The following is an 18,910-nucleotide window of genomic DNA, read 5'->3' on the forward strand; positions in this document are numbered from 1 at the left end:
GCCCCGGCCCCGACACGTGAGCCGACCCGTACTCCGGCGCCGACGCCCACCCCGACGCCCACGCCCCCTCCGCCGCCGCCCGCCCCGGTCGTCTACCGGTGGAGCGAGCTGTCGTACGACATCACCGGTGACGGCACCGAGCCCGAGATGCGGATCGGCGAGAGCAGCTGGGTGTGGCAGCGGTACGGCGTCTCGATCGCCGGCAGGCACTACGCGCACGACGTCACCGTGCACGGCCGCTCCTCCGTCACCGTCGACCTCAACCGCGAGTGCTCCGCCTACGACGCGCTGGTCGGCGTCGACGACATGACGGCCGGGCTGGGCAAGGTCTACTTCTCGGTCCACGCCGACGGTGTCCAGCTGTGGAAGTCAGGGATGGTCAGGGGCGGGGACGCGGCGGTGCCGGTCCATGTGAACCTCGCCGGACGCAGGACAGTACGGCTGGTGGTCGAGCCGCACAGCCACCTCGACAACGTGGCGCTCGCGGACTGGGCGGAGTCGAAGTTCACCTGTTCCTAGGAGCTCGGGTCCTTATCGGGTCCCTTCGGCGCGGTGTCTGTGCAGCGCCTCGTGGAGGTCGTCCAGTACGGCGTCCACGGTGAGGGACGCGCCCTGGGCGTGTTCCGTCTCGTACCGCTCGACGCCCAGGGCGACACGGGCGGCGGACTCGGCCCGCTCGGCGGTGGCACGCTCCGGCATGGGGCGCGGATGGCCGCCGCGCCAGTGCTCACCGGCCGCGAACAGACGCACCGCGCGCGGGTGGTCGCCGAGCCGGGACAGCAGATCCGCGGCGCTGTCCATGACGGCCGCCGCGACCACGTCGGCGCACCGCTTCTCCACCGCCACCCGCAGCGTGTCGAGCAGCTTCGGGAGTCCGTGCTCCGGGCCCGCCTCGGCGGCCGTCACCAACGCGTCGAGCAGGTCCAGCATCGCCACGAACTGGGGCGGCGGTGTGGCCCGCGCGGCGGCCTTGCGCGCCGCCTCGTGCATGTGGCGCGCGCGGGCGGTGTCCTGGTCGTCCAGCGCGACCAGAGAACGAAGCAGCAGGACGAACGCGCGGGAGTCCGATACGCCGTACCGGTCGGCGGCGGCACTCGCCTCGTCCAGCGCGGCGAGTGCCGCCGTACGGTCACCCGCGCGGTAGGTGATCTCGGCGAGCCGCGCGAGGAGGAACGGCGTCTCGGTGTGGGCACCCACCTCGTAGGCGAGCCGCAGCGCCTCCTCGTACTCCCCCTTGGCCTCCTCCAGGCGGGCGCGCGACATGGCCGCCTCGCCCGCCGCGCTGCACACCTGGGCCCACAGCCAGCGGTCGCCGACACGTCGGCTGAGCACCCGCAGTTCCGTGAGGTCGTCGTCCACGCCCTGCATGCCGCCCGGCGCGTCGACGACCATGTGGGTACGGAACATGAGGATGACGCCGATCTCCCAGTCGCCGCCGTGGGTACGGCAGTTGGCGATCGCGGCTTCCATGTCGGGCCCCGCGTCCACCGAACCACCCAGGAAGACGCCGGTCAGCGGCCAGGTGAGGCCCGGCATCCGGGCCGCCTCCCGGCCGCCCTTCTCGAAGAAGGCCCCCACCCGTCCGACGTACCGCCGCATCCGCTCGTCCACCAGCCCGTACATCGCCTCGGTGTCGGCGCCGAGGAAGAGGAGCAGCATCCGCAGCCGCATCCGCAGGGTGTGCAGCGGGTGGTGCTCCTCGCCGTCCGGGGCGGCGAGGAAGGCGTCGACGGGGTCGGGAGAAGGCAGGGCGGCAGGGAAGGCGGCCCGGTCGTGGCTGCCGACGGTGTCCAGGGCCGCGCCCAGGCGCAGGACCTGCTCGCACCCTTCCATGCCCTCGTGGCGATAGTTGCGCAGCCACCAGAACCAGCCCATGGCGAGGACGAGGGCGCCCGCCTCCTCCTCGGCACCGGCCGCCAGCGCGCGGTGCAGGGCCGCGCGGGTGTTGTCCAGCTCGGTCTCCAGGCGGGCGATCCAGGGCAGTTGCGCGGCGGAGCGCAGCAGCGGTTCGGCCTCCTCGACGAGCGCGCGCACCCATGCGCGGTGCCGGCGCTCGACGGCGGCGCGCAGGCCGGGGGACTCGGCGGCGCGCTCCACGGCGTACTCGTGAATGGTCTCCAGCATGCGGTACCGCATGCCGTCACCACCGGGGTGCTCGCGTGGGGTGGCCACGATCAGGGACTTGTCGACGAGCGCCCCGAGCAGGTCCACGACCGGGCCGGTGCACACGGCCTCCGCCGCGTCGAGCTCCCAGCCGCCCGCGAACACGGACATCTCGCACAGCGCCGTCCGCTCCTGCTCGTCGAGCAGGTCCCAGGACCAGTCGACGACCGCGCGCAGGGTCTGCTGGCGGGGCAGGACCGTACGGCTTCCGGAGGTGAGGAGGCGGAAGCGGTCGTCGAGGCGGTCGGCGATCTGGCGGGGTGTGAGCAGCCGCAGCCGGGCCGCGGCCAGCTCGATGGCGAGCGGCAGTCCGTCGAGGCGGCGGCAGATCTCCGCGACGGCCTCCTCGTCGCCGGGGACGACGGCCGCGTCGGGACGGACGGCGGCCGCGCGCTCGGCGAAGAGGCGGTGCGCCTGGTCGGGGCGGAGGGGCTCGACCGGGCGGACCGACTCGCCGGGGACGCCCAGGGGTTCGCGGCTGGTGGCGAGGACGGTGAGGCCGGGGCAGCGGGTGAGGAGGGTCTCGGCGAGGTCGGCGGCCGCGCCGATGACATGTTCGCAGTTGTCAAGGATCAGGAGTTGGCTGCGCGGGGCGCAGTACTCGATCAGCAGGGCGACCGGGTCCTCCTGCGGGGCCGTCAGCTCGTTGGTCATGAGCACGGTCTCGCGCAGACCGAGCGCGCTGACCACCGCGCCCGGCACCGCCTCCGGCCGGTCGAGCGGGGCGAGCTCGACCAGCCACGCCTGCGGGAGACCGGCGGCGGCTTCCTCGGCGAGACGGGTCTTTCCGGAGCCTCCCGGTCCGGTGAGGGTGACGAGACGGGCCCTGTGCAGATCGGAACGGATGGCGTCGAGTTCGGGTTCCCGGCCGACGAAGGAGGTCAGACGGGGGCGGATGTTGCCGGTGCGCTCCGGGGGTTGGGGGCGTGGTGCGGCGGCGGTCCGAGGTGCCGCGAGCAGTTCGGCATGCAGGGCGCGGAGTTCGGGGCCGGGGTCGGTGCCGAGGCCGTCGGCGAGGGCGTGGCGTGCGGTGTCGTAGGCGGCGAGGGCGTCGGCGCCGCGGCCGGTGTCGCGCAGGGCGCGGATGAGGAGGACATGCAGCGGTTCGTCGTACGGATGCGCCGTGGTCAGTTCCTTCAGCTCCGGTACGGCGTCCTGGGCGTGGCCGAGCAGCAGGCGGGCGTCGATCCGGGCTCGGGTCGCCTCCAGGCGCAGCGCCTCCGGGCGGGTGGCCGCGGTGCGGTCGGGGAGGTCGGCGAGGGCGGGGCCGCGCCACAGTGCGAGGGCGGCGTCCAGGTGTCTTGCAGCGGTGTGGGCGTCGCCGTGGTTCAGGGCGGCGGTGCCCTGCCGTGCCAGCCGCTCGAAGACGAAGAGGTCCACGTCCTGCTCGGTCGCCGAGAGTCGGTAGCCGCCGGGCTCGGAGGTGACGGCGTCCTTGCCGATGCCGGGGGTACGGCGGAGGCGGCCGACGAGGGCCTGGAGGGCGGCCGGGGCGTCGTGGGGCGGGGCGCCGGACCACACCTCGTCGATCAGGGTGCCGGGGGTGACGACTCGGCCGGGGCGGAGGGCGAGGGCGGCGAGGAGGGCGCGGAGGCGGGGGCCGCCGAGGGGTACGACGGTGCCGTTCTCGTCCTGGGCCTGGGTGACGCCCAGGATTCTGTACCGCACCGGGTCATTGTCGCCGGGGTCGCTGTGCGGGGCAGGGGGTTTCGGGCTGCGGGAGTTTCGGCACCCGGCGCCGGCACCGACGTCCCTGGGGGCTCCGCGCCCAGACCCCCGGCCTGCGCCCACCCACCGCCCGACTCGGTCGGGCATGAAGTGACCGCTCAGGGCATGCGACTCGGTCGGCCGAGAGGTGAGCCACAAGGGAAGCCTCAAACCACCCGACTCCGTAGGCAGCGCGGCCGGGTGCTGCGGTGGGCCGCCTGCGACGTGTCCGGGCCCGGCCTCCTACGCCAGTGCCGGCGCGGCCCGGCGCTGCCGTGGGCCGCCCGTGACGTGTCCGGGGCGGCGCCCCTATGCCAGCGCCGCCCCGCCAGAAGCCCCCGCCCCCAACGCGCCCCGCTGCGGCCTGATCCCCGCCGGTACCGCACGCGTGCGTGCCGGGGTGCCTGTCCAGCAGGTGCCTCGGCGGGCGAGGAGGCGGCGGAGCCAGAGCTCCAGGGAGACCAGGTCGGCCAGGCCGTCCAGGGGCAGCGGCTCGCCGTCCGCCGCCGCGCGCAGCGCCTTGCGGACGACTCGGGCCTCCACCAGGCCCGCCTGGGCCAGCAGCGGTGTGCCGAACAGGGCCATCAGGGAGTCCGCGGAGACCCGCAGGCCGGTGCGGGCGGCTGCCGCCGAGGAGGCGTGGGACGGGGCGCCCCAGCCGGGCGGGAGGTCGGCCACGCCGGCGCCCTCCAGGACCGTACGGAGGATCGCGGCCCGGGCGCCCGGCTGGACCCGCAGGGACTCGGGGAGGGCGCGGCAGGCGCGGACGACCTGGTTGTCGAGGAAGGGGGCGTGCAGGCGTTGGAAGCGGATCTCGGCGGCCTGTTCCAGGATGCGGAGGTCCGCCGCGGTGCGGGCGAGGGCGCCGCGTGCGCGGAAGTCGCCGGGGCGCTGGCCGGGGCCGACCCCGGAGCGGTGGGTCGCGCCTTGCAGGCGAACCGATACTTCAGCCAGCGCCTCGCCGGTGAGCCAGCGCGCCGCCGGGCCCGGTCTGGCCCAGGCGAGCGCGGCCAGGGACGCCCCCACGGCACCTCCGGGTTCGTCGAAGCGGCGCTGCATGAGGCGGTCGGCGAGGACCTCGAGGCCGGTGCGGTACGGCGTGCGGGCGAGGCGGCGTGCCGCGCCGTACACGCGCGCGGGGACCAGCACCGAACCGTCGGCCCTGGCGAGCGCGGCGACGGGGCGTACGAGGTGGCGGCGTTTGCGGTCCATCAGGAGGTCCGCGAGGCGTGCCGGGTGGGCGTCCAGGACCTGGCGGGCGCCGTAGCCGGTGAAGTGGTCCGCGCTGCCGGCGGCGAGGCGGGCGCGGTGGCGGGCCGCCGTCACCAGGGACGGGCCGGGTTCGTCGGTGAGGGGGCCGTCCAGCTCCGCGTACGGCAACGTCTCCTCGCCGCCGGTCACCACCACGTGGTGCAGGCGCGGGTTGGCCGCGAGCGTGCCCGCCCGCTCCAGCTCGGACTCGCGGCCGCCGACGGCCAGGTCGTTGAAGGTGACGGCCAGCAGCCGCTCCCCCGCGCCCGTGCCGTGCCCCAGCACCGTGCCCGGCATGCCCGGGAGGCCGGCGGCGAGCAGGGCCAGGGTTCCCGAGGCGGGTCCCCCGGACAGGTCGGCCCCGATGCCCGGAACGGGCATCCCGCGCGCGGCACGCCGTTCCGCGGGGCCCATACCGGGGACCGGCCCGGGGTCGATGTCGGCGCCGGGGACGTGGCGAGGAGCCGACAGACGCACGCGTACCGCCTCGACCAACGCGTCGCGTACGGCGTCCACCGCCCTGTCCGGGTCGGCGATGGGGGCCGCCACCGCGAGGGAGGCGACCTGCTCGTAGCCGGCGATCTCGCGCGCACCGGCGCGCAGGATCAGCGCATGCCCCGGCGGAATGCGCCGTACGCCGTCGTACGGGGTGGAGTCGTGCAGGGCGGCCGGCACGTCGGGGGCGGCGAGCAGCGCGGCGAGATGGCCGTAGTCGAGGTTGGCCTCGATGAGGTCGGCGAGCGGCAGCGCGGCCGTCGCGTAGGCCGTGCCGCCGGCCCAGGGGGTGTGGAAAACGGGCCGGGCGCCCGCCAGGTCGCCGCAGACGGTGATCCGGCGGCCCACCTGGACGACGGCCGTGTAACTGCCCGGCCAGGCCGTCAGATGCCGAAGTGCGCCTCCGCGCGCGGCGAACAGTCCGACCCGCAGTTGCTCGTCCGTCGCTCCGCAGATGCCGAGGACCGCGATCCGGGACTGCTCGTCGGCCTTCACGACCCGCACCTCGTCCGGGCGCCAGTCGCCGACCGCCCACAGCGGATCGGGGTCGCCCCACAACAGATGGGAGCCCACCGGATGCAAGGTCTCGCCGTCGTGTCCGACCGCCCCCGCGGAGCCTGCCTCGACGGCCCTCGCGGCGGTGCTGCTCCATCCCACCAACCACCGCATCGACGCCTCCACAGGCTGTGGACAACCAGTGCACCGTACGAACTCGGCACCATGCTGCCATGAAGGAGGCGCACCGGAGAGGCGGTGGGGCCGCTTGTGCTCCCCGCAATGCGCCCCGGCGGATACTCGCGCATCGCGTCGAACGCCCGGCCGAGGCAGGGAGATCGAGGGGCGGCGGCACGGTGATCGAGAACGTACGGCAGACTGACTGCGACGCGAATGCGCCCCCGATACGCTCCCCCAGAACGCCCTGCGCGCCCTCAATTTCCGTGGTGGGAGGGCTGATGACCCGCACAGGGGAGGGTTGATTTTCGGCCAATTCGGCGTCAACGGAACGGCGTTGCCCACGCTCCGTACATGCTTCGCTCACCGCCCGGCGAACGCGCAGCCCGGGAGACGGAGTTCGCCCCCCGGGCCGTTCCGCCACCCGCGGGGATGTAGGCGGCGGTGTCCCCCAGCCCACTGGATCCAGTACAGCGGGCCGACCCACGCACGGCCCATGGAACCGCTCCCGCGATGGCCGGAGAAGAGCGCACGTACAGGCGCACGGCCACACAGCGGGAGCACACTGCAACCGTCCGTCGCGGACCCGCACTTCAGTACGGACCACAATCCCGCCAACCGGAACAATGCCCCTTAACGCTTGGGATGCGGCGAACTACGCTGGGTTTACGAATGCCGCGTGGTTATGCCAGCGCGGCAGCCGTCTGTGTCGAGGGGTGGCGCAATGTCCAGGGAGCAACGCGGGCCGAACGAAAAACTCGGCGCCGTTCTCGCCCTCGCGGGAATCAGCAACGCAGGACTCGCGCGTCGCGTCAACGACCTTGGCGCTCAGCGCGGGTTGACTCTTCGCTACGACAAGACCTCGGTGGCGCGCTGGGTATCGAAGGGCATGGTGCCGCAGGGCGCTGCGCCGCACCTCATCGCCGCCGCCATAGGGCAGAAGCTCGGCCGCCCGGTGCCGCTCCACGAGATCGGCCTGGCGGACGCGGATCCCGCACCCGAGGTGGGCCTCGCCTTCCCCAGGGACGTCGGACAGGCGGTGCGCTCGGCGACGGATCTGTACCGGCTCGACCTCGCAGGACGCCGGGCCGGCTCCGGCGGCATCTGGCAGTCGCTGGCCGGCTCGTTCGCAGTAAGCGCGTACGCAACGCCTGCCTCACGATGGCTGATAACCCCGGCCGACAGCTCGGTGGCGCGCGAGGTGAACCCCGCCGAGGGCTCCGGCGCACCGCTCAAAGTCGGCCACAGCGACGTGCAGAAGCTGCGGGAGGCCGCGGAGGACGCCAGGCGCTGGGACTCCAAGTACGGAGGCGGCGACTGGCGTTCGTCGATGGTGCCCGAATGCCTGCGCGTGGAGGCGGCACCGCTGCTGCTCGGCTCGTACTCCGACGAGGTCGGACGGGCCCTCTTCGGCGCCTCCGCCGAGCTCACCCGCCTCGCCGGCTGGATGGCCTTCGACACGGGCCAGCAGGAGGCCGCGCAGCGCTACTACATCCAGGCGCTGCGCCTGGCTCGCGCCGCGGCCGACGTCCCCCTCGGGGGGTACGTGCTGGCCTCGATGTCGTTGCAGGCGACCTACCGAGGCTTCGGCGACGAGGGCGTCGACCTCGCCCAGGCCGCCCTGGAACGCAACCGGGGCCTGGCGACCGCCCGCACCATGAGCTTCTTCCGGCTCGTCGAGGCACGCGCCCACGCGCGCGCGGGGGACGCCCACGCGGCCGGCGCCGCCCTGCGCGCCGCCGAGGGCTGGCTGGAGCGGGCCCGGGACGGCGACAGCGATCCGTCCTGGCTGGGCTTCTACTCGTACGACCGGTTCGCCGCGGACGCCGCCGAGTGCTACCGCGACCTGAAGGCACCGCGCCAGGTCCGCCGCTTCACCGAGCAGGCACTGTCGCAGCCGACGGAGGAGTTCGTACGCTCCCACGGCCTGCGTCTGGTGGTCTCGGCGGTCGCCGAGCTCGAGTCCGGCAATCTCGACGCGGCATGCGAGCAGGGCGTGCGGGCGGTGGAGGTCGCGGGGCGCATCTCATCCGCCCGCACCACCGAGTACGTGAAAGACCTCCTGCACCGGTTGGAGCCTTACGGTGACGAGCCGCGCGTGGTCGAGCTGCGGGAGCGGGCACGGCCGCTCCTCATGACGCCGGCCTGAGCTCTGACTGCTCCGTCCGCCTCCCGGGTTTGAGCGCATTGTCAGTGGCGCAGTGCACTATCGAAGCCGGGAGGTGGTGCAGGTGGCGCGGCAGGTGCGGGAGATCGCCCACGACTGTGACGTGCTGGTGATCGGCGGCGGGATCGTCGGCCTGTCGACGGCGTATGCGATCACGCATACCGCACCGGGCACGCGGGTGACGGTGCTGGAGAAGGAGGCCGGCCCCGCCCGCCACCAGACGGGGCGCAACAGCGGGGTGATCCACAGCGGGATCTACTACCGGCCCGGCACGCTCAAGGCACGGTATGCCGTGCGGGGCGCCGCCGAGATGATCAAGTTCTGCGCGGAGTACGACATCCCGCACGCCGTCACCGGAAAGCTGATCGTCGCGACCGACCGGGCCGAGCTGCCGCGCCTGCACGCGCTCGTGCAGCGCGGCCGGGAGAACGGGATTCCGGTGCGGGAACTGGGCGCCGCCCAGATCGCGGAGTACGAACCGGAGGTGCGCGGACTCGCCGCGATACACGTCGGGACGACGGGTGTGTGCGACTTCGCCGGGGTCGCGCGGCAGCTGGGTGAGGCGTCCGGTGCGGAGATCCGGTACGGGGCGCGGGTCGTACGGGTGGACCGGCGGCCGGAGCTGGGGGTGGCCGTCCGGACCGAGGGCGGGGACGTCGTGCGGGGCCGGGTGCTGGTGAACTGCGCCGGGCTGTACTGCGACGACATCGCGCGGATGACCGGGGACGAGCCGGGGATGCGGATCGTGCCGTTCCGGGGGGAGTACTACTCGCTGGCGCGGCCCTCGCTGGTGCGGGGGCTGGTGTATCCGGTGCCGGATCCGGCGTTTCCGTTCCTCGGGGTGCATCTCACGCGCGGCATCGACGGGGGCGTGCACATCGGGCCCAACGCGGTGCCGGCGCTGGCTCGGGAGGGCTACGGCTGGGGTGTGGTGCGGCCGCGGGAGGTGGCCGGGACGCTCGGGTGGCCCGGCGTGTGGCGGATGGCTCGGCGGCACTGGCGGTACGGGGCGGGGGAACTGCGGCGGTCGGTGTCGAAGCGGGCGTTCCTCGACGCGGTGCGGCGGTTGCTGCCGGGGGTCGAGGAGGAGGACCTGGTGCCTGCGGCTGCGGGGGTGCGGGCACAGGCGGTGCTTCGGGACGGTGTTCTGGCGGACGACTTCCTGATCCGGGAGGGGGCGCGGGCGGTGCATGTGCTGAACGCGCCTTCGCCTGCGGCGACGGCTTCCCTGCCGGTGGGCCGGGAGGTGGCTCGGCGGGCGTTGGCGGCGCTGGCGTCCGCGTGACGGGTGCCCGGCGATGGGCGATGGGCTGGCCGCCGGGCTGTTTTTCGCCCCGCCGCCCCTTTCCGTCCCGCCCCTGGGGGCTGCGCCGCCAGACCCCCGCTTCGGCCCGGAGGGCCTCGTCCTCAAACGCCGGACGGCTGAAAGATTCGGCTCGGACGGGTCGTAAAATTGGTCGCACTGTGTCTGAGTCCCTCGATGTTTCCGAAGCCCGCCAGCCCGCCGACCGCCAGCCCGCCGACCGCCGGCCCGCCGATCACACGCCCGGCGTGGCCGTCCGGCATGTTCGCGCCAAGGGGGAGCCCCGGTTTCCCGATGGGCCGAGTGCTGATCCGGCGGGGTCGCACTTCGAGCGGCGGATCCGGAGTTTCCAGCCTCGGCGGAGCCGGGTGACGGCGGGGCAGGCGGACGCGTTGCAGCGGCTGTGGCCCACGTGGGGCCTCGACATCGACGGACAGCGCGTCCTCGATCTCACCGAGATGTTCGGGAACGGCAATCCCGTCGTCCTGGAGATCGGGTTCGGAATGGGCGAGGCCACGGCACAGATGGCCGGCGCCGACCCGGACACCAACATCCTCGCCGTCGACGTACACACTCCGGGGCAGGGAAATCTGCTCAATCTCGCCGATCAGCAGGGTCTGTCCAACGTCCGCGTCGGCAACGGCGACGCGATCATCCTGCTGCGCGAGATGCTCACCCCCGGCTCCCTCGCCGGCCTGCGCGTGTACTTCCCCGACCCGTGGCCCAAGAAGCGGCACCACAAGCGGCGGCTGATCCAGCCCGAGTTCCTCGACCTGGCCGCGACCCGGCTCGGACCGGGAGCGATCGTGCACTGTGCGACGGACTGGGAGCCGTACGCCGAGCAGATGCTCGAGGTGCTCACGGCGCACCCCGGTTTCGAGAACGCGCAGCCAGAGGGCGGTTTTGCGCCGCGTCCGGAGTTCCGGCCGCTGACTCGTTTCGAGGGCCAGGGACTGGAGAAGGGTCATGTCGTGAACGACCTGCTCTTCCGGCGCGTAGAGCACGTCATAGCGCACAAGGACCAGCCCCCCACCGGCGCCTGAACCCCCCTCGCCTTCCTGCGGGCGGCGCCTCTGCCTCGTTAGGGTCAATGCCGTGGCCACCGTTCCTCCGTACCCGACGCACCCCAGTGATCCGACCGGCGGAGCACTGCGGCACGCGCACTGGTGGCAGAAGAAGTGGGTGCGTTACGGCGCACTGAGCACACTGCTCGCGCTCTCCGGGCTCGTCATCCTCGCCCTGGTCCGCGAACAGACCGGCACGGAAGGGTTCCTGGTCGGCCTCGGGCTCGCCGTTCTGCCCGTCCCGCTCCTCATAGCCGCCTTCCGGTGGCTCGACCGGGTCGAGCCGGGCCCCTGGCGAAACCTGCTGTTCTGCTTCGCCTGGGGGGCCTGCGCGGCGGCGCTGATAGCGATCATCGCCAACAGTTTCGCGACCAGATGGATAGCGACGGCCACCGCGGATCCGTCCAGCGCGGACACTCTCGGCGCGACCGTCATAGCACCCGTGGTGGAGGAATCGGCCAAAGCGGCGGCCGTCCTTCTCGTCTTCCTCTTCCGGCGACGCGACTTCACCGGGATCGTCGACGGGGTGGTGATCGCCGGAGTCACCGCCACCGGGTTCGCCTTCACCGAGAACATCCTCTACCTCGGCACGGCCTTCGGCACCGACCAGCTCACCGGCGACACCGGCATCGCCTCCGTCACCGCGGCGACCTTCTTCGTACGCGTCATCATGTCGCCGTTCGCCCATCCCCTCTTCACGGTCCTCACCGGCATCGGCTTCGGCATCTCCGCCCTCTCGGCGGAACGCCACCACCTGCGGCGGGTCCTGCTGCCGCTGTCCGGGCTGCTGCTCGCGATGGGCATGCACGCGATCTGGAACGGCTCCTCGACGTTCGGCGAGTACGGCTTCTTCGCGGTCTACGCGGCGTTCATGGTGCCCGCGTTCGGGCTGCTGACCTGGCTCGTCATCTGGACCCGGCAGCGTGAGCTGAAGACCGTACGGAAAGAGCTGCCGGCGTACACCGTGGCGGGCTGGCTGACGCCGGCCGAGCCGTACGCGCTCGGCTCGATGCGGGCACGGCGGCTGGCCCGCGAGTACGCCCGAAGGCACTTCGGGCGGCCCGCGGCACGAGCGGTGGCGGAGTACGAGGCGTACGCGACCTCGCTGGCGTTCCTCCGGCATCGGGGACGCCGTGGGCGGGCGGAGGCCGACTTCGCGGCCCGTGAGCGGGAGTTGCTGGCCGAGCTGTGGTGGCGCCGGGACGTGGCACGTCCCGCGCTGGACCACGCGGCACGGACGACGGCACCGCCGGTGGCGGTGACAGCGCCGCCGTGGCCGGTGTACGGGGTGTACGGGTACCCGACGGCTCCGTATCCCGCCTACAACCCGTACCGGACATAGCCGAAGAGGAAGGCCACCCGAAGACCAGGCAGACCAGGCAGACGAGGCAGACGAGGCATCAGACCGCCGCCGCCGTCAGCCGCGCGACCTCCTGCCCCGTCAGTTCGAGCTCCCCCACGCCCACCAGCGCCGGCAACTGCTCGACCGTACGCGCGGACGCGATCGGCGCCGCCACCGTCGGCCGGGCCGCCAGCCACGCCAGGGCGACCGTGGCGACCGGGACGTCGTGCGCCCGGGCGATCTCGTCGAGGGCGGTGAGCACCTTCTGGCCGCGCTCGGTGTCGAGGTGCTTCGCGGCGCCGCCCGCTCGCACGCTGTCGACCGTCGTGCCGGGGCGGTACTTGCCGGTGAGGAAGCCGGAGGCGAGTGCCGAGTAGGGAACAGCCGCGAGGCCGAAACGCTCGGCCAGCTGTTGGAGTTCGCCCTCGTACGTGTCGCGCGAGACCAGGTTGTAGTGGGGCTGGAGGGCAACGTAGCGCGCGAGGCCTTCCCTGTCGGAGAAGGCGAGGGACGCCTCGAGTCGCTCAGGGGAGATGTTGGAGGCGGCGATGTGCCGCACCTTGCCCGCCTTCACCAGCTCATCGAGCGCGCCGATGATCTCCTCCACCGGCACTTCCGGCTTGTCGAAGTGGGTGTAGTAGAGGTCGATGTAGTCGGTGCCGAGGCGGCGCAGGGACGCGTCGGCGGCGGCCTTGATGTTGGCGGCGCCCAGACCCGGGTACTCGTGGTGCTGGCTCACCTTGGTGGCGATTACCACGTCGGCACGGTTGCCGCGCGCCTTGGCCCACTTGCCGATGATGGTCTCGGACTCGCCGCCCTGGTGGCCCTCGGCCCACTGCGAGTAGGAGTCGGCGGTGTCGACGAAGTTGCCGCCCGCGGCGGTGTACGCGTCGAGGACGGCGAAGGAGGCCGCCTCGTCGGCGGTCCAGCCGAAGACGTTGCCGCCGAGGCAGAGCGGGAAGACCTCCAGCTCGGAGGAGCCGAGCCGGCGAAGCGAAGGAGAGGAAGGGGTCATGCTCCGTGTCAACGAGCGTGCCGGAGCCCGCCATTCCAGAACACCGGCAAAGACCCCGCAAACACCGGACCGGCAGCCCTGACGCCGGGAAGGAGCGCCGTCAGGACCACCGGGTATTCAGTGCGGGACGGACCTCAGGGGTTGAGGCCCTTGCTCCGCAGCCAGGCCATCGGGTCGATGCCGCTGCCGGCACCGCCGGAGTGGACCTCGAGGTGCAGGTGCGCCCCGGTCACGTTCCCCGTCGCGCCGACGCGTCCGATGACGTCACCGGTGTTGACCTTCTGGCCCACACTGACGCTGATCGAGGACTGGTGGGCGTACCAGACCTCGGTGCCGTCATCGAGGGTGAGCACGGTCTTGTAGCCGTACGACCCGTCCCAGCCGGCCTGCGTGATCGTGCCGGTGTGGACGGCCTTGATGAGGGTGCCCGTGGGCGCCGCGAAGTCGAGGCCGGTGTGGTAGCCGGACGACCAGAGCGAGCCGGCCTGACCGAAGGTGGAGGTGACGGTGTACGAGGAGGTCGGCAGCGCGTACTGCTTGGCCAGCTCGGCCAGCCGCTCGGCCTCGGCCTTCCTCTCGGCCTCTTCCTCCGCCTTCTGCTTGGCGGCGGCGGCCTTGGCCTTGGCCTCCTTCTCCGCCTTGGCGGCCGCGTCGGCGGCAGCCTTCTCGGCGGCGGCCACCGCGTCGGCGGCGGCCTTGCTCTCTATCTGGTCCTGCTGCTGCTCGGCCTGGGCCAGGATCCGGGCGCGCAGCGACTCGCCGGCGTCGGCGGTGCCCTGCTCGGTGTCGGCCGAGGCCACGCCGACGCTGCTGAGCGCGGTGGCGGAGCCCTCGGCGGCGTCCGAGTCGTCGGAGATGAGGGAGCCCACATTGGGCAGGTCGGGCATGGAGATCGACACCGGCGGCTTGCCGGTCTGTGCGCTGGCCATGCCGCCCGCGCCGACAGCGGCTATGACGCCGACGCCGAGGACGGTGGAGCTGCGGGCGAGTCCGCCGCGCTGCTTGGCGACACGATGCCGGCCACGTACGGATCGGATGGACTCCTCGGTGGGATTCCACTCCGTCCAGGGACCCTCGTCGCTGCGGTACTCGCCGTAGCCGAAGGTCTCGCTGTCACGCTGGCTCGGCACGAACGGGGCCTCTGGAGCAGGCCGGTTTGACGCCACGTGGGCGTACTCCTTTCCTTCCTTCTCGCCTACCGGGTTAGCTGACGGGTTCGGAGCAGGAAGGTCTCCTACGCGCGTATACCGCCCGTGAGTTCACGGTGGCATCCGCGCGATTCACCCCAAGTGGTGGTTCCCCGGTTCCCTTGCGGAATTCGGCGCGTGCGCACGGAGCCGACTCTTGTGACGGCTGGGACGACCGCGCTGCGTTATCGAACGTTAATAGACCCAGGGCCTCGATTCCAAGCTGTTCCTCTTGATCATTAACCTTTCCGCCCGGTACTTACGTCCCATGACCGGCGAAAATCGGGCGAGTTGACCAGGACTCAGCAACCCCACAGCTATTGACGGTATGTCAGCTGCAATGCGGAGGGCGGTCACCCGGTCACCGCTCGTAACAATGCACCCCCACGCAAAACACCGAGGACCGGAACCCATTTCTGGATTCCGGCCCTCGGCCTTCAGTAGCGGGGACAGGATTTGAACCTGCGACCTCTGGGTTATGAGCCCAGCGAGCTACCGAGCTGCTCCACCCCGCGTCGTTGTGTCTCCACTGTACGCCATCCGGAGGGCAGAAGTCGCATCGGGCTCCAGCCACCCGGCCCTGCCCACCTGCGGGAGGACGCTCCCGCAGGCGCGTACGGCGGCAAGGGGCCGTGTCGGGGGGTGTCCGCCCGCAGCGGTTGGCGCGTCAACGGGGGCACCTCCATGGGCAACCGATTCCGCGCCGTTCCGAGGACGGACACCCCCGACACGGCCCCGACCCCCTGACCACAAGGCGCAAAGCGCACCTTCAGCCCTCACAGCGCTCCTAGTCGCGGCATCAGCCCAGCAGATGCAGATTCGGCGCCTGGGCCCGCCCCTCGAACTCGGGAAGCACCACCACCTCCACACCCTCGGCCACCAGCACCCCACTCCCATCGGCCCCCGCGACAAACGTGTCCGGCTCCCGCCAAGCGGTCACCACCCGCCGCACCCCCGCCTCGAGGATCAACCGCGCGCACGGCGCCGGTCGCGACGCCCGCCGCGCACACGGCTCCAGGCTGCTGTACACGGTCGCGGCCGCCAGCCGGGGATCACCCGGCGCGATCTTCGCCAGCGCCGCCTCCTCCGCGTGGACGACGGGATCGTCCCCCTCCCGGGAGTGGCCGCGCGCCAGCTCGGTCCCGTCGGCCGCCACCACCACCGCCCCCACGCTGAACGCCGTACTCGAGGGCGGACACGCGGCCGCCAGTTCGCAGGCGAGAGCCAGCCAGTGGTGGTCGGCGGCGGAGGGGAATCGCCCACCCGGTGCCGTCGGCTCGTAGCGCATCAGCACCACGTCGCCCACCGGCCGGGTCTCCACCAGCCGGAGACGTCCGCCCTGGTAGGGGCCGGGCCCGAACAGACGAGGCGCGTCCGGATCACCCACGAACAGGGGGGCCAGCACCAGCTGGAGTTCGTCGGCGAGTCCCTGCCGCAGCAGCTGAGTGTGGATCTGCCCGCCGCCCTCGACCATGAGACGCCGCACGCCACGCACGTCGTAGAGGTGCTCGAGCAACCGCGGCCAGTCGAGTTCGGCACCGAGCGGCACGACATCCGCCGCCAGCCCCACCGCACGGGCCCGTGCGGCGCCCTTCTCCGTCGTGTAGACGATCTTCTCGCCGCCCGTGTGCCAGAAGTTCGCGGCCGGATCAAGGTCCCCCGACCCGCTGACCGTGACCTTCAGCGGATACTCCGGCTTGCCCGCGGCGACGCGCGCGGCCCGCCGCTCCGCCGAGTTGACCAGCAGCCGCGGATTGTCGGCACGGATCGTCCCCGCCCCGACCAGGATCGCGTCGACGGACGCCCGCACCTCGTCGACCCGGTCGAAGTCGGCCGGGCCGGAGAGCAGCAGGCGGTCGGGGCCGGTGTCGTCCAGGTAGCCGTCGAGGGAGACGGCGGCGGAGAGGAGGACGTACGGGTGGGGCATCGGCGCGGTCCCTCTCGAAGGCGGCGGCACGGCACTCTTGGTTCAAGTTTGAAGCAAACCTACACTGGGGGCATGACGACTCGCTGGCTCACGCCGAAGGAGCAGCGCGCCTGGCGCGCGTACATCGCCGCGACGCAACTCCTGGAGGACGCGATCGACCGGCAGCTCCAGCAGGAGGCCGGCATGCCGCACCTCTACTACTCCATCCTGGCGTACCTCTCCGATGTGCCCGAGCGCCGGCTGCGCATGACCGACCTCGCCGAGCGGCTGAAGATCACCCGCAGCCGGCTGACGTACGCGGTGACCCGCCTGGAGAAGGACGGGCTGCTGCGGCGCGAGAACTGCCGCTGGGACAAGCGCGGCAGCGTGGCGGTCCTGACGGACGAGGGCATGGCGGTGCTGGAGCAGACCGCGCCGGGTCACGTCGAGACGGTCCGCGCCTCCCTCTTCGACCGGCTGACCGAGGAGCAGGTGGACCAGCTCGAGGAGATCTGCACGGGGATCGCGCAGGGTCTGCAGGACGACGGGGCCAGGTCCGCACCGGACGACGTCCCGTGGCGCCGGCGCTCCTCGCCCTCCTGTTCGTGAGCCGCACCACAAACTGATTGCTTCAAATTTAAAGCATGCTGTAGGGTCCGTGATCGTGGATCTGCTTCAAAACTGAAGCAGATGCCGCGCCTCTGATCCCCGGACCCGGGAGAACCCGCATGCCCGACTTCCCCGCCGCCACCCTCCGCTCCCGCGTCCGCGTACCGCTGCGCTTCCACGACGGCTACGGCGTCGACGCCGAACTGGTCACCTTCCACGGCCTGGTGGACGGCCAGGAGCACGTGGCGATCATCCTCGGCGCCCCGGCAACGGCGACCACCCCCGGCACCCCCTCCGCCCCCCTCACCACCGCCACCCCCCTCGTCCGCCTGCACTCCGAGTGCCTGACCGGCGACGTCTTCGGCTCGGCCCGCTGCGACTGCGGGCCGCAGCTGCGCGAGGCGGTCGAGCGCATCGCCGACCGCGGCGGCGTCCTGCTCTACCTCCGCCAGGAGGGCCGCGGCATCGGCCTCTACAACAAGCTCGACGCGTACGCCCTCCAGGACCAGGGCCTCGACACGTACGCCGCCAACACCGCGCTGGGTCTGCCCGAGGACGCCCGCGACTACACGGCGGCCGCCCAGATGCTCCAGGCCCTCGGGATCAGCGGCCTCGACCTGCTCTCCAACAACCCGGACAAGGCAGGGCAGTTGCGGGGGCTCGGTATCGACGTCCGCGACCGCGTTCCGACCGGCGTCTTCCAGACCGCGCACAACGTCCGGTACCTGCGCGCGAAGGTGCTCCAGACGCAGCACACGCTGCCGCTGGGAGAGCTGACGGGACTGCACGCGGGCTGACGGTGTGGCGGACTGCACCACTTCGGACGGACCGCACGCCGCCCTAGGCGATCACCACACGCACGGCAGCTCCACCTCGATCACCGTCGGCCCTCCGACGGGGCTGGTGACCTCGAACGTCCCGTCGAGCGCCGCGACCCGCCGGCGCATGCCGAGGAGCCCCGAGCCGGCGAACTCGTCGGCCCCGCCCCGGCCCTCGTCGCGTACGCGCACGGTCAGACTGCGCCGGGTGCGGGCGAGACGGACCTCGGCCCGGGGCGAGCCGCTGTACTTGGCGGCGTTGGTCAGCGACTCGGCGACGACGAAGTAGGCGGCGGCCTCCACGGCCGCGGGCGCGCGCACGCCCTCCTCCAGGCCGCCGTCGTCCACGGACACGGCCAGACCGCTGCTCGCGGCCAGCGCCCGCACCGCACCGACCAGGCCGCGGTCGGTGAGGATCGGCGGGTGGATGCCGCGTACGACGTGCCGCAGCTCGGCGAGTGCCTGTTCGGCCTGGTCCTGGGCGTCGTCCAGCAGTTTGCGGGCGGCGTCGGGATCACGGTCGTAGGCCCGCTTGGCGAGCCCGATCCGCATCGACAGGGCGACGAGCCGCGCCTGCGTGCCGTCGTGCAGGTCCCGCTCGATGCGGCGCAGTTCGGCGCCGTGCGCGGCGATCGCGTCGGCCCGGGTCTCCTTCAGCTCCTCCACCCGCGCGGCGAGCTGCGCCTTCGGGGACGGCATGAGCAGGACGGTCGACAGGCCGGCCTCGGTGTCCGCGAGCCGGACGATCAACGGCAGCACGACCGCGGGCCGCCGCAGCAGTCCGCACCACACGCCGTCGACGACGAGTCCGACGGGCCACAGCGGCAGCGCGAGGAAGACGAGAGCGCCGTAGAAGTAGTAGGCGGTCATCCAGCGCAGGTCGGTGTGCGTACCGGGGTCGCGTACGGCGATCCGCAACCGCTCCCGCAGCGTCCCGGTCATGCTCTGGTACGCCTCGGGGATCCGCCGCCCCGTCCAGGCGGTGGTAAGCCCCCGCTTGGCGCCGGCGATCCGCCGGATCAGCAGCAGCGTCTCGGGCAGCATCCAGGCGCCGACCACGTGGCGTGGGCGACGTATCCCGACCGCACCCAACGCTTCGACGTCGTAGAGGACCGGTACGAGCTGGTCGACACGAGCGGTGTCCGCCGCGAGACGCTCCAAGGACGGCGCGGGAGTGTCCGGAAGACGGCGGCACGCGTGGCGAGTGAGTT

General features: G+C 72.5%; 13 protein-coding genes, 1 tRNA gene and 1 riboswitch. Of the genes, 7 read left to right on the forward strand and 7 right to left on the reverse strand.

Features of this window, described 5'->3' with window-relative positions:
- On the forward strand, positions 1-519 hold a 519-nt coding region (locus KUM49_RS31615; RefSeq protein WP_217240403.1), incomplete at its 5' end, for an NPCBM/NEW2 domain-containing protein.
- Between the two features lie 12 nt (positions 520-531).
- On the opposite strand, the gene KUM49_RS31620 is transcribed toward KUM49_RS31615, so the two are convergent.
- Positions 532-3,831 carry a BTAD domain-containing putative transcriptional regulator gene (locus tag KUM49_RS31620; RefSeq protein WP_308406833.1) on the reverse strand — a complete coding sequence of 1,100 codons (3,300 nt, stop codon included), beginning with the start codon at positions 3,829-3,831 and terminating at the stop codon, positions 532-534.
- A gap of 348 nt (positions 3,832-4,179) precedes the next feature.
- Entirely contained in the window at positions 4,180-6,285 is a 2,106-nt protein-coding gene (locus tag KUM49_RS31625; protein WP_217240405.1) for an asparagine synthase-related protein, read from the reverse strand.
- Positions 6,286-7,012: 727 nt separating this feature from the next.
- Between KUM49_RS31625 and KUM49_RS31630 the strand changes: the two genes are divergently transcribed.
- From KUM49_RS31630 to KUM49_RS31645, 4 genes are all read left to right on the forward strand, one after another.
- On the forward strand, positions 7,013-8,437 hold the full coding sequence (locus tag KUM49_RS31630; RefSeq protein WP_217240406.1) for an MFS transporter: 1,425 nt from the start codon (positions 7,013-7,015) through the stop codon (positions 8,435-8,437).
- A 76-nt stretch (positions 8,438-8,513) separates the two neighbouring features.
- Positions 8,514-9,740 carry an L-2-hydroxyglutarate oxidase gene (gene lhgO / locus KUM49_RS31635; RefSeq protein WP_308406836.1) on the forward strand — a complete coding sequence of 409 codons (1,227 nt, stop codon included), beginning with the start codon at positions 8,514-8,516 and terminating at the stop codon, positions 9,738-9,740.
- 179 nt (positions 9,741-9,919) lie between these two features.
- Positions 9,920-10,801: a tRNA (guanosine(46)-N7)-methyltransferase TrmB gene (trmB, locus tag KUM49_RS31640; RefSeq protein WP_217240408.1), complete on the forward strand. Its 882-nt coding sequence runs from the start codon at positions 9,920-9,922 to the stop codon at positions 10,799-10,801.
- A 52-nt stretch (positions 10,802-10,853) separates the two neighbouring features.
- Positions 10,854-12,164 carry a PrsW family intramembrane metalloprotease gene (locus KUM49_RS31645; RefSeq protein ID WP_217240409.1) on the forward strand — a complete coding sequence of 437 codons (1,311 nt, stop codon included), beginning with the start codon at positions 10,854-10,856 and terminating at the stop codon, positions 12,162-12,164.
- A gap of 58 nt (positions 12,165-12,222) precedes the next feature.
- On the opposite strand, the gene KUM49_RS31650 is transcribed toward KUM49_RS31645, so the two are convergent.
- The 4 genes from KUM49_RS31650 to KUM49_RS31665 form a co-directional block, all read right to left on the reverse strand.
- Positions 12,223-13,179 carry an aldo/keto reductase gene (locus tag KUM49_RS31650; RefSeq protein WP_217240410.1) on the reverse strand — a complete coding sequence of 319 codons (957 nt, stop codon included), beginning with the start codon at positions 13,177-13,179 and terminating at the stop codon, positions 12,223-12,225.
- Positions 13,180-13,313: 134 nt separating this feature from the next.
- The gene (locus KUM49_RS31655; RefSeq protein ID WP_217240411.1) at positions 13,314-14,345 is read right to left on the reverse strand and encodes a M23 family metallopeptidase; all 1,032 of its coding nucleotides are present in this window, start codon (positions 14,343-14,345) and stop codon (positions 13,314-13,316) included.
- Between the two features lie 11 nt (positions 14,346-14,356).
- A riboswitch (cyclic di-AMP (ydaO/yuaA leader) is annotated at positions 14,357-14,513 on the reverse strand.
- A 294-nt stretch (positions 14,514-14,807) separates the two neighbouring features.
- Positions 14,808-14,881, reverse strand: a tRNA-Met gene (locus KUM49_RS31660).
- Between the two features lie 284 nt (positions 14,882-15,165).
- Positions 15,166-16,293, reverse strand: coding sequence for a dihydrofolate reductase family protein (locus KUM49_RS31665; RefSeq protein WP_217240412.1), 1,128 nt, complete (start codon positions 16,291-16,293; stop codon positions 15,166-15,168).
- A 72-nt stretch (positions 16,294-16,365) separates the two neighbouring features.
- Here KUM49_RS31665 and KUM49_RS31670 point away from each other — a divergent pair, with 72 nt between their 5' ends.
- A complete protein-coding gene (locus KUM49_RS31670) occupies positions 16,366-16,881 on the forward strand; it encodes a MarR family winged helix-turn-helix transcriptional regulator (protein ID WP_217240413.1) in 516 nt (171 codons plus the stop codon).
- 119 nt (positions 16,882-17,000) lie between these two features.
- Positions 17,001-17,678 carry a GTP cyclohydrolase II gene (ribA, locus tag KUM49_RS31675; protein WP_217240414.1) on the forward strand — a complete coding sequence of 226 codons (678 nt, stop codon included), beginning with the start codon at positions 17,001-17,003 and terminating at the stop codon, positions 17,676-17,678.
- Positions 17,679-17,729: 51 nt separating this feature from the next.
- On the opposite strand, the gene KUM49_RS31680 is transcribed toward ribA, so the two are convergent.
- On the reverse strand, positions 17,730-18,860 hold the full coding sequence (locus KUM49_RS31680; RefSeq protein ID WP_254402089.1) for a sensor histidine kinase: 1,131 nt from the start codon (positions 18,858-18,860) through the stop codon (positions 17,730-17,732).
- Positions 18,861-18,910: the final 50 nt, after the last annotated feature.

Origin of the sequence: Streptomyces sp. AC555_RSS877 (assembly GCF_019049245.1) — a bacterium.
GTDB lineage: Bacteria > Actinomycetota > Actinomycetes > Streptomycetales > Streptomycetaceae > Streptomyces.

Excerpts from the sequence above, each read along its gene's own strand:
- KUM49_RS31665 (WP_217240412.1), bottom strand. The coding sequence starts at position 16,293 with ATGCCCCACCCGTACGTCCTCCTCTCCGCCGCCGTCTCCCTCGACGGC.
- KUM49_RS31630 (WP_217240406.1), top strand. The coding sequence starts at position 7,013 with ATGTCCAGGGAGCAACGCGGGCCGAACGAAAAACTCGGCGCCGTTCTC.
- ribA (WP_217240414.1), top strand. The coding sequence starts at position 17,001 with ATGCCCGACTTCCCCGCCGCCACCCTCCGCTCCCGCGTCCGCGTACCG.
- KUM49_RS31625 (WP_217240405.1), bottom strand. The coding sequence starts at position 6,285 with ATGCGGTGGTTGGTGGGATGGAGCAGCACCGCCGCGAGGGCCGTCGAG.
- KUM49_RS31650 (WP_217240410.1), bottom strand. The coding sequence starts at position 13,179 with ATGACCCCTTCCTCTCCTTCGCTTCGCCGGCTCGGCTCCTCCGAGCTG.
- KUM49_RS31670 (WP_217240413.1), top strand. The coding sequence starts at position 16,366 with ATGACGACTCGCTGGCTCACGCCGAAGGAGCAGCGCGCCTGGCGCGCG.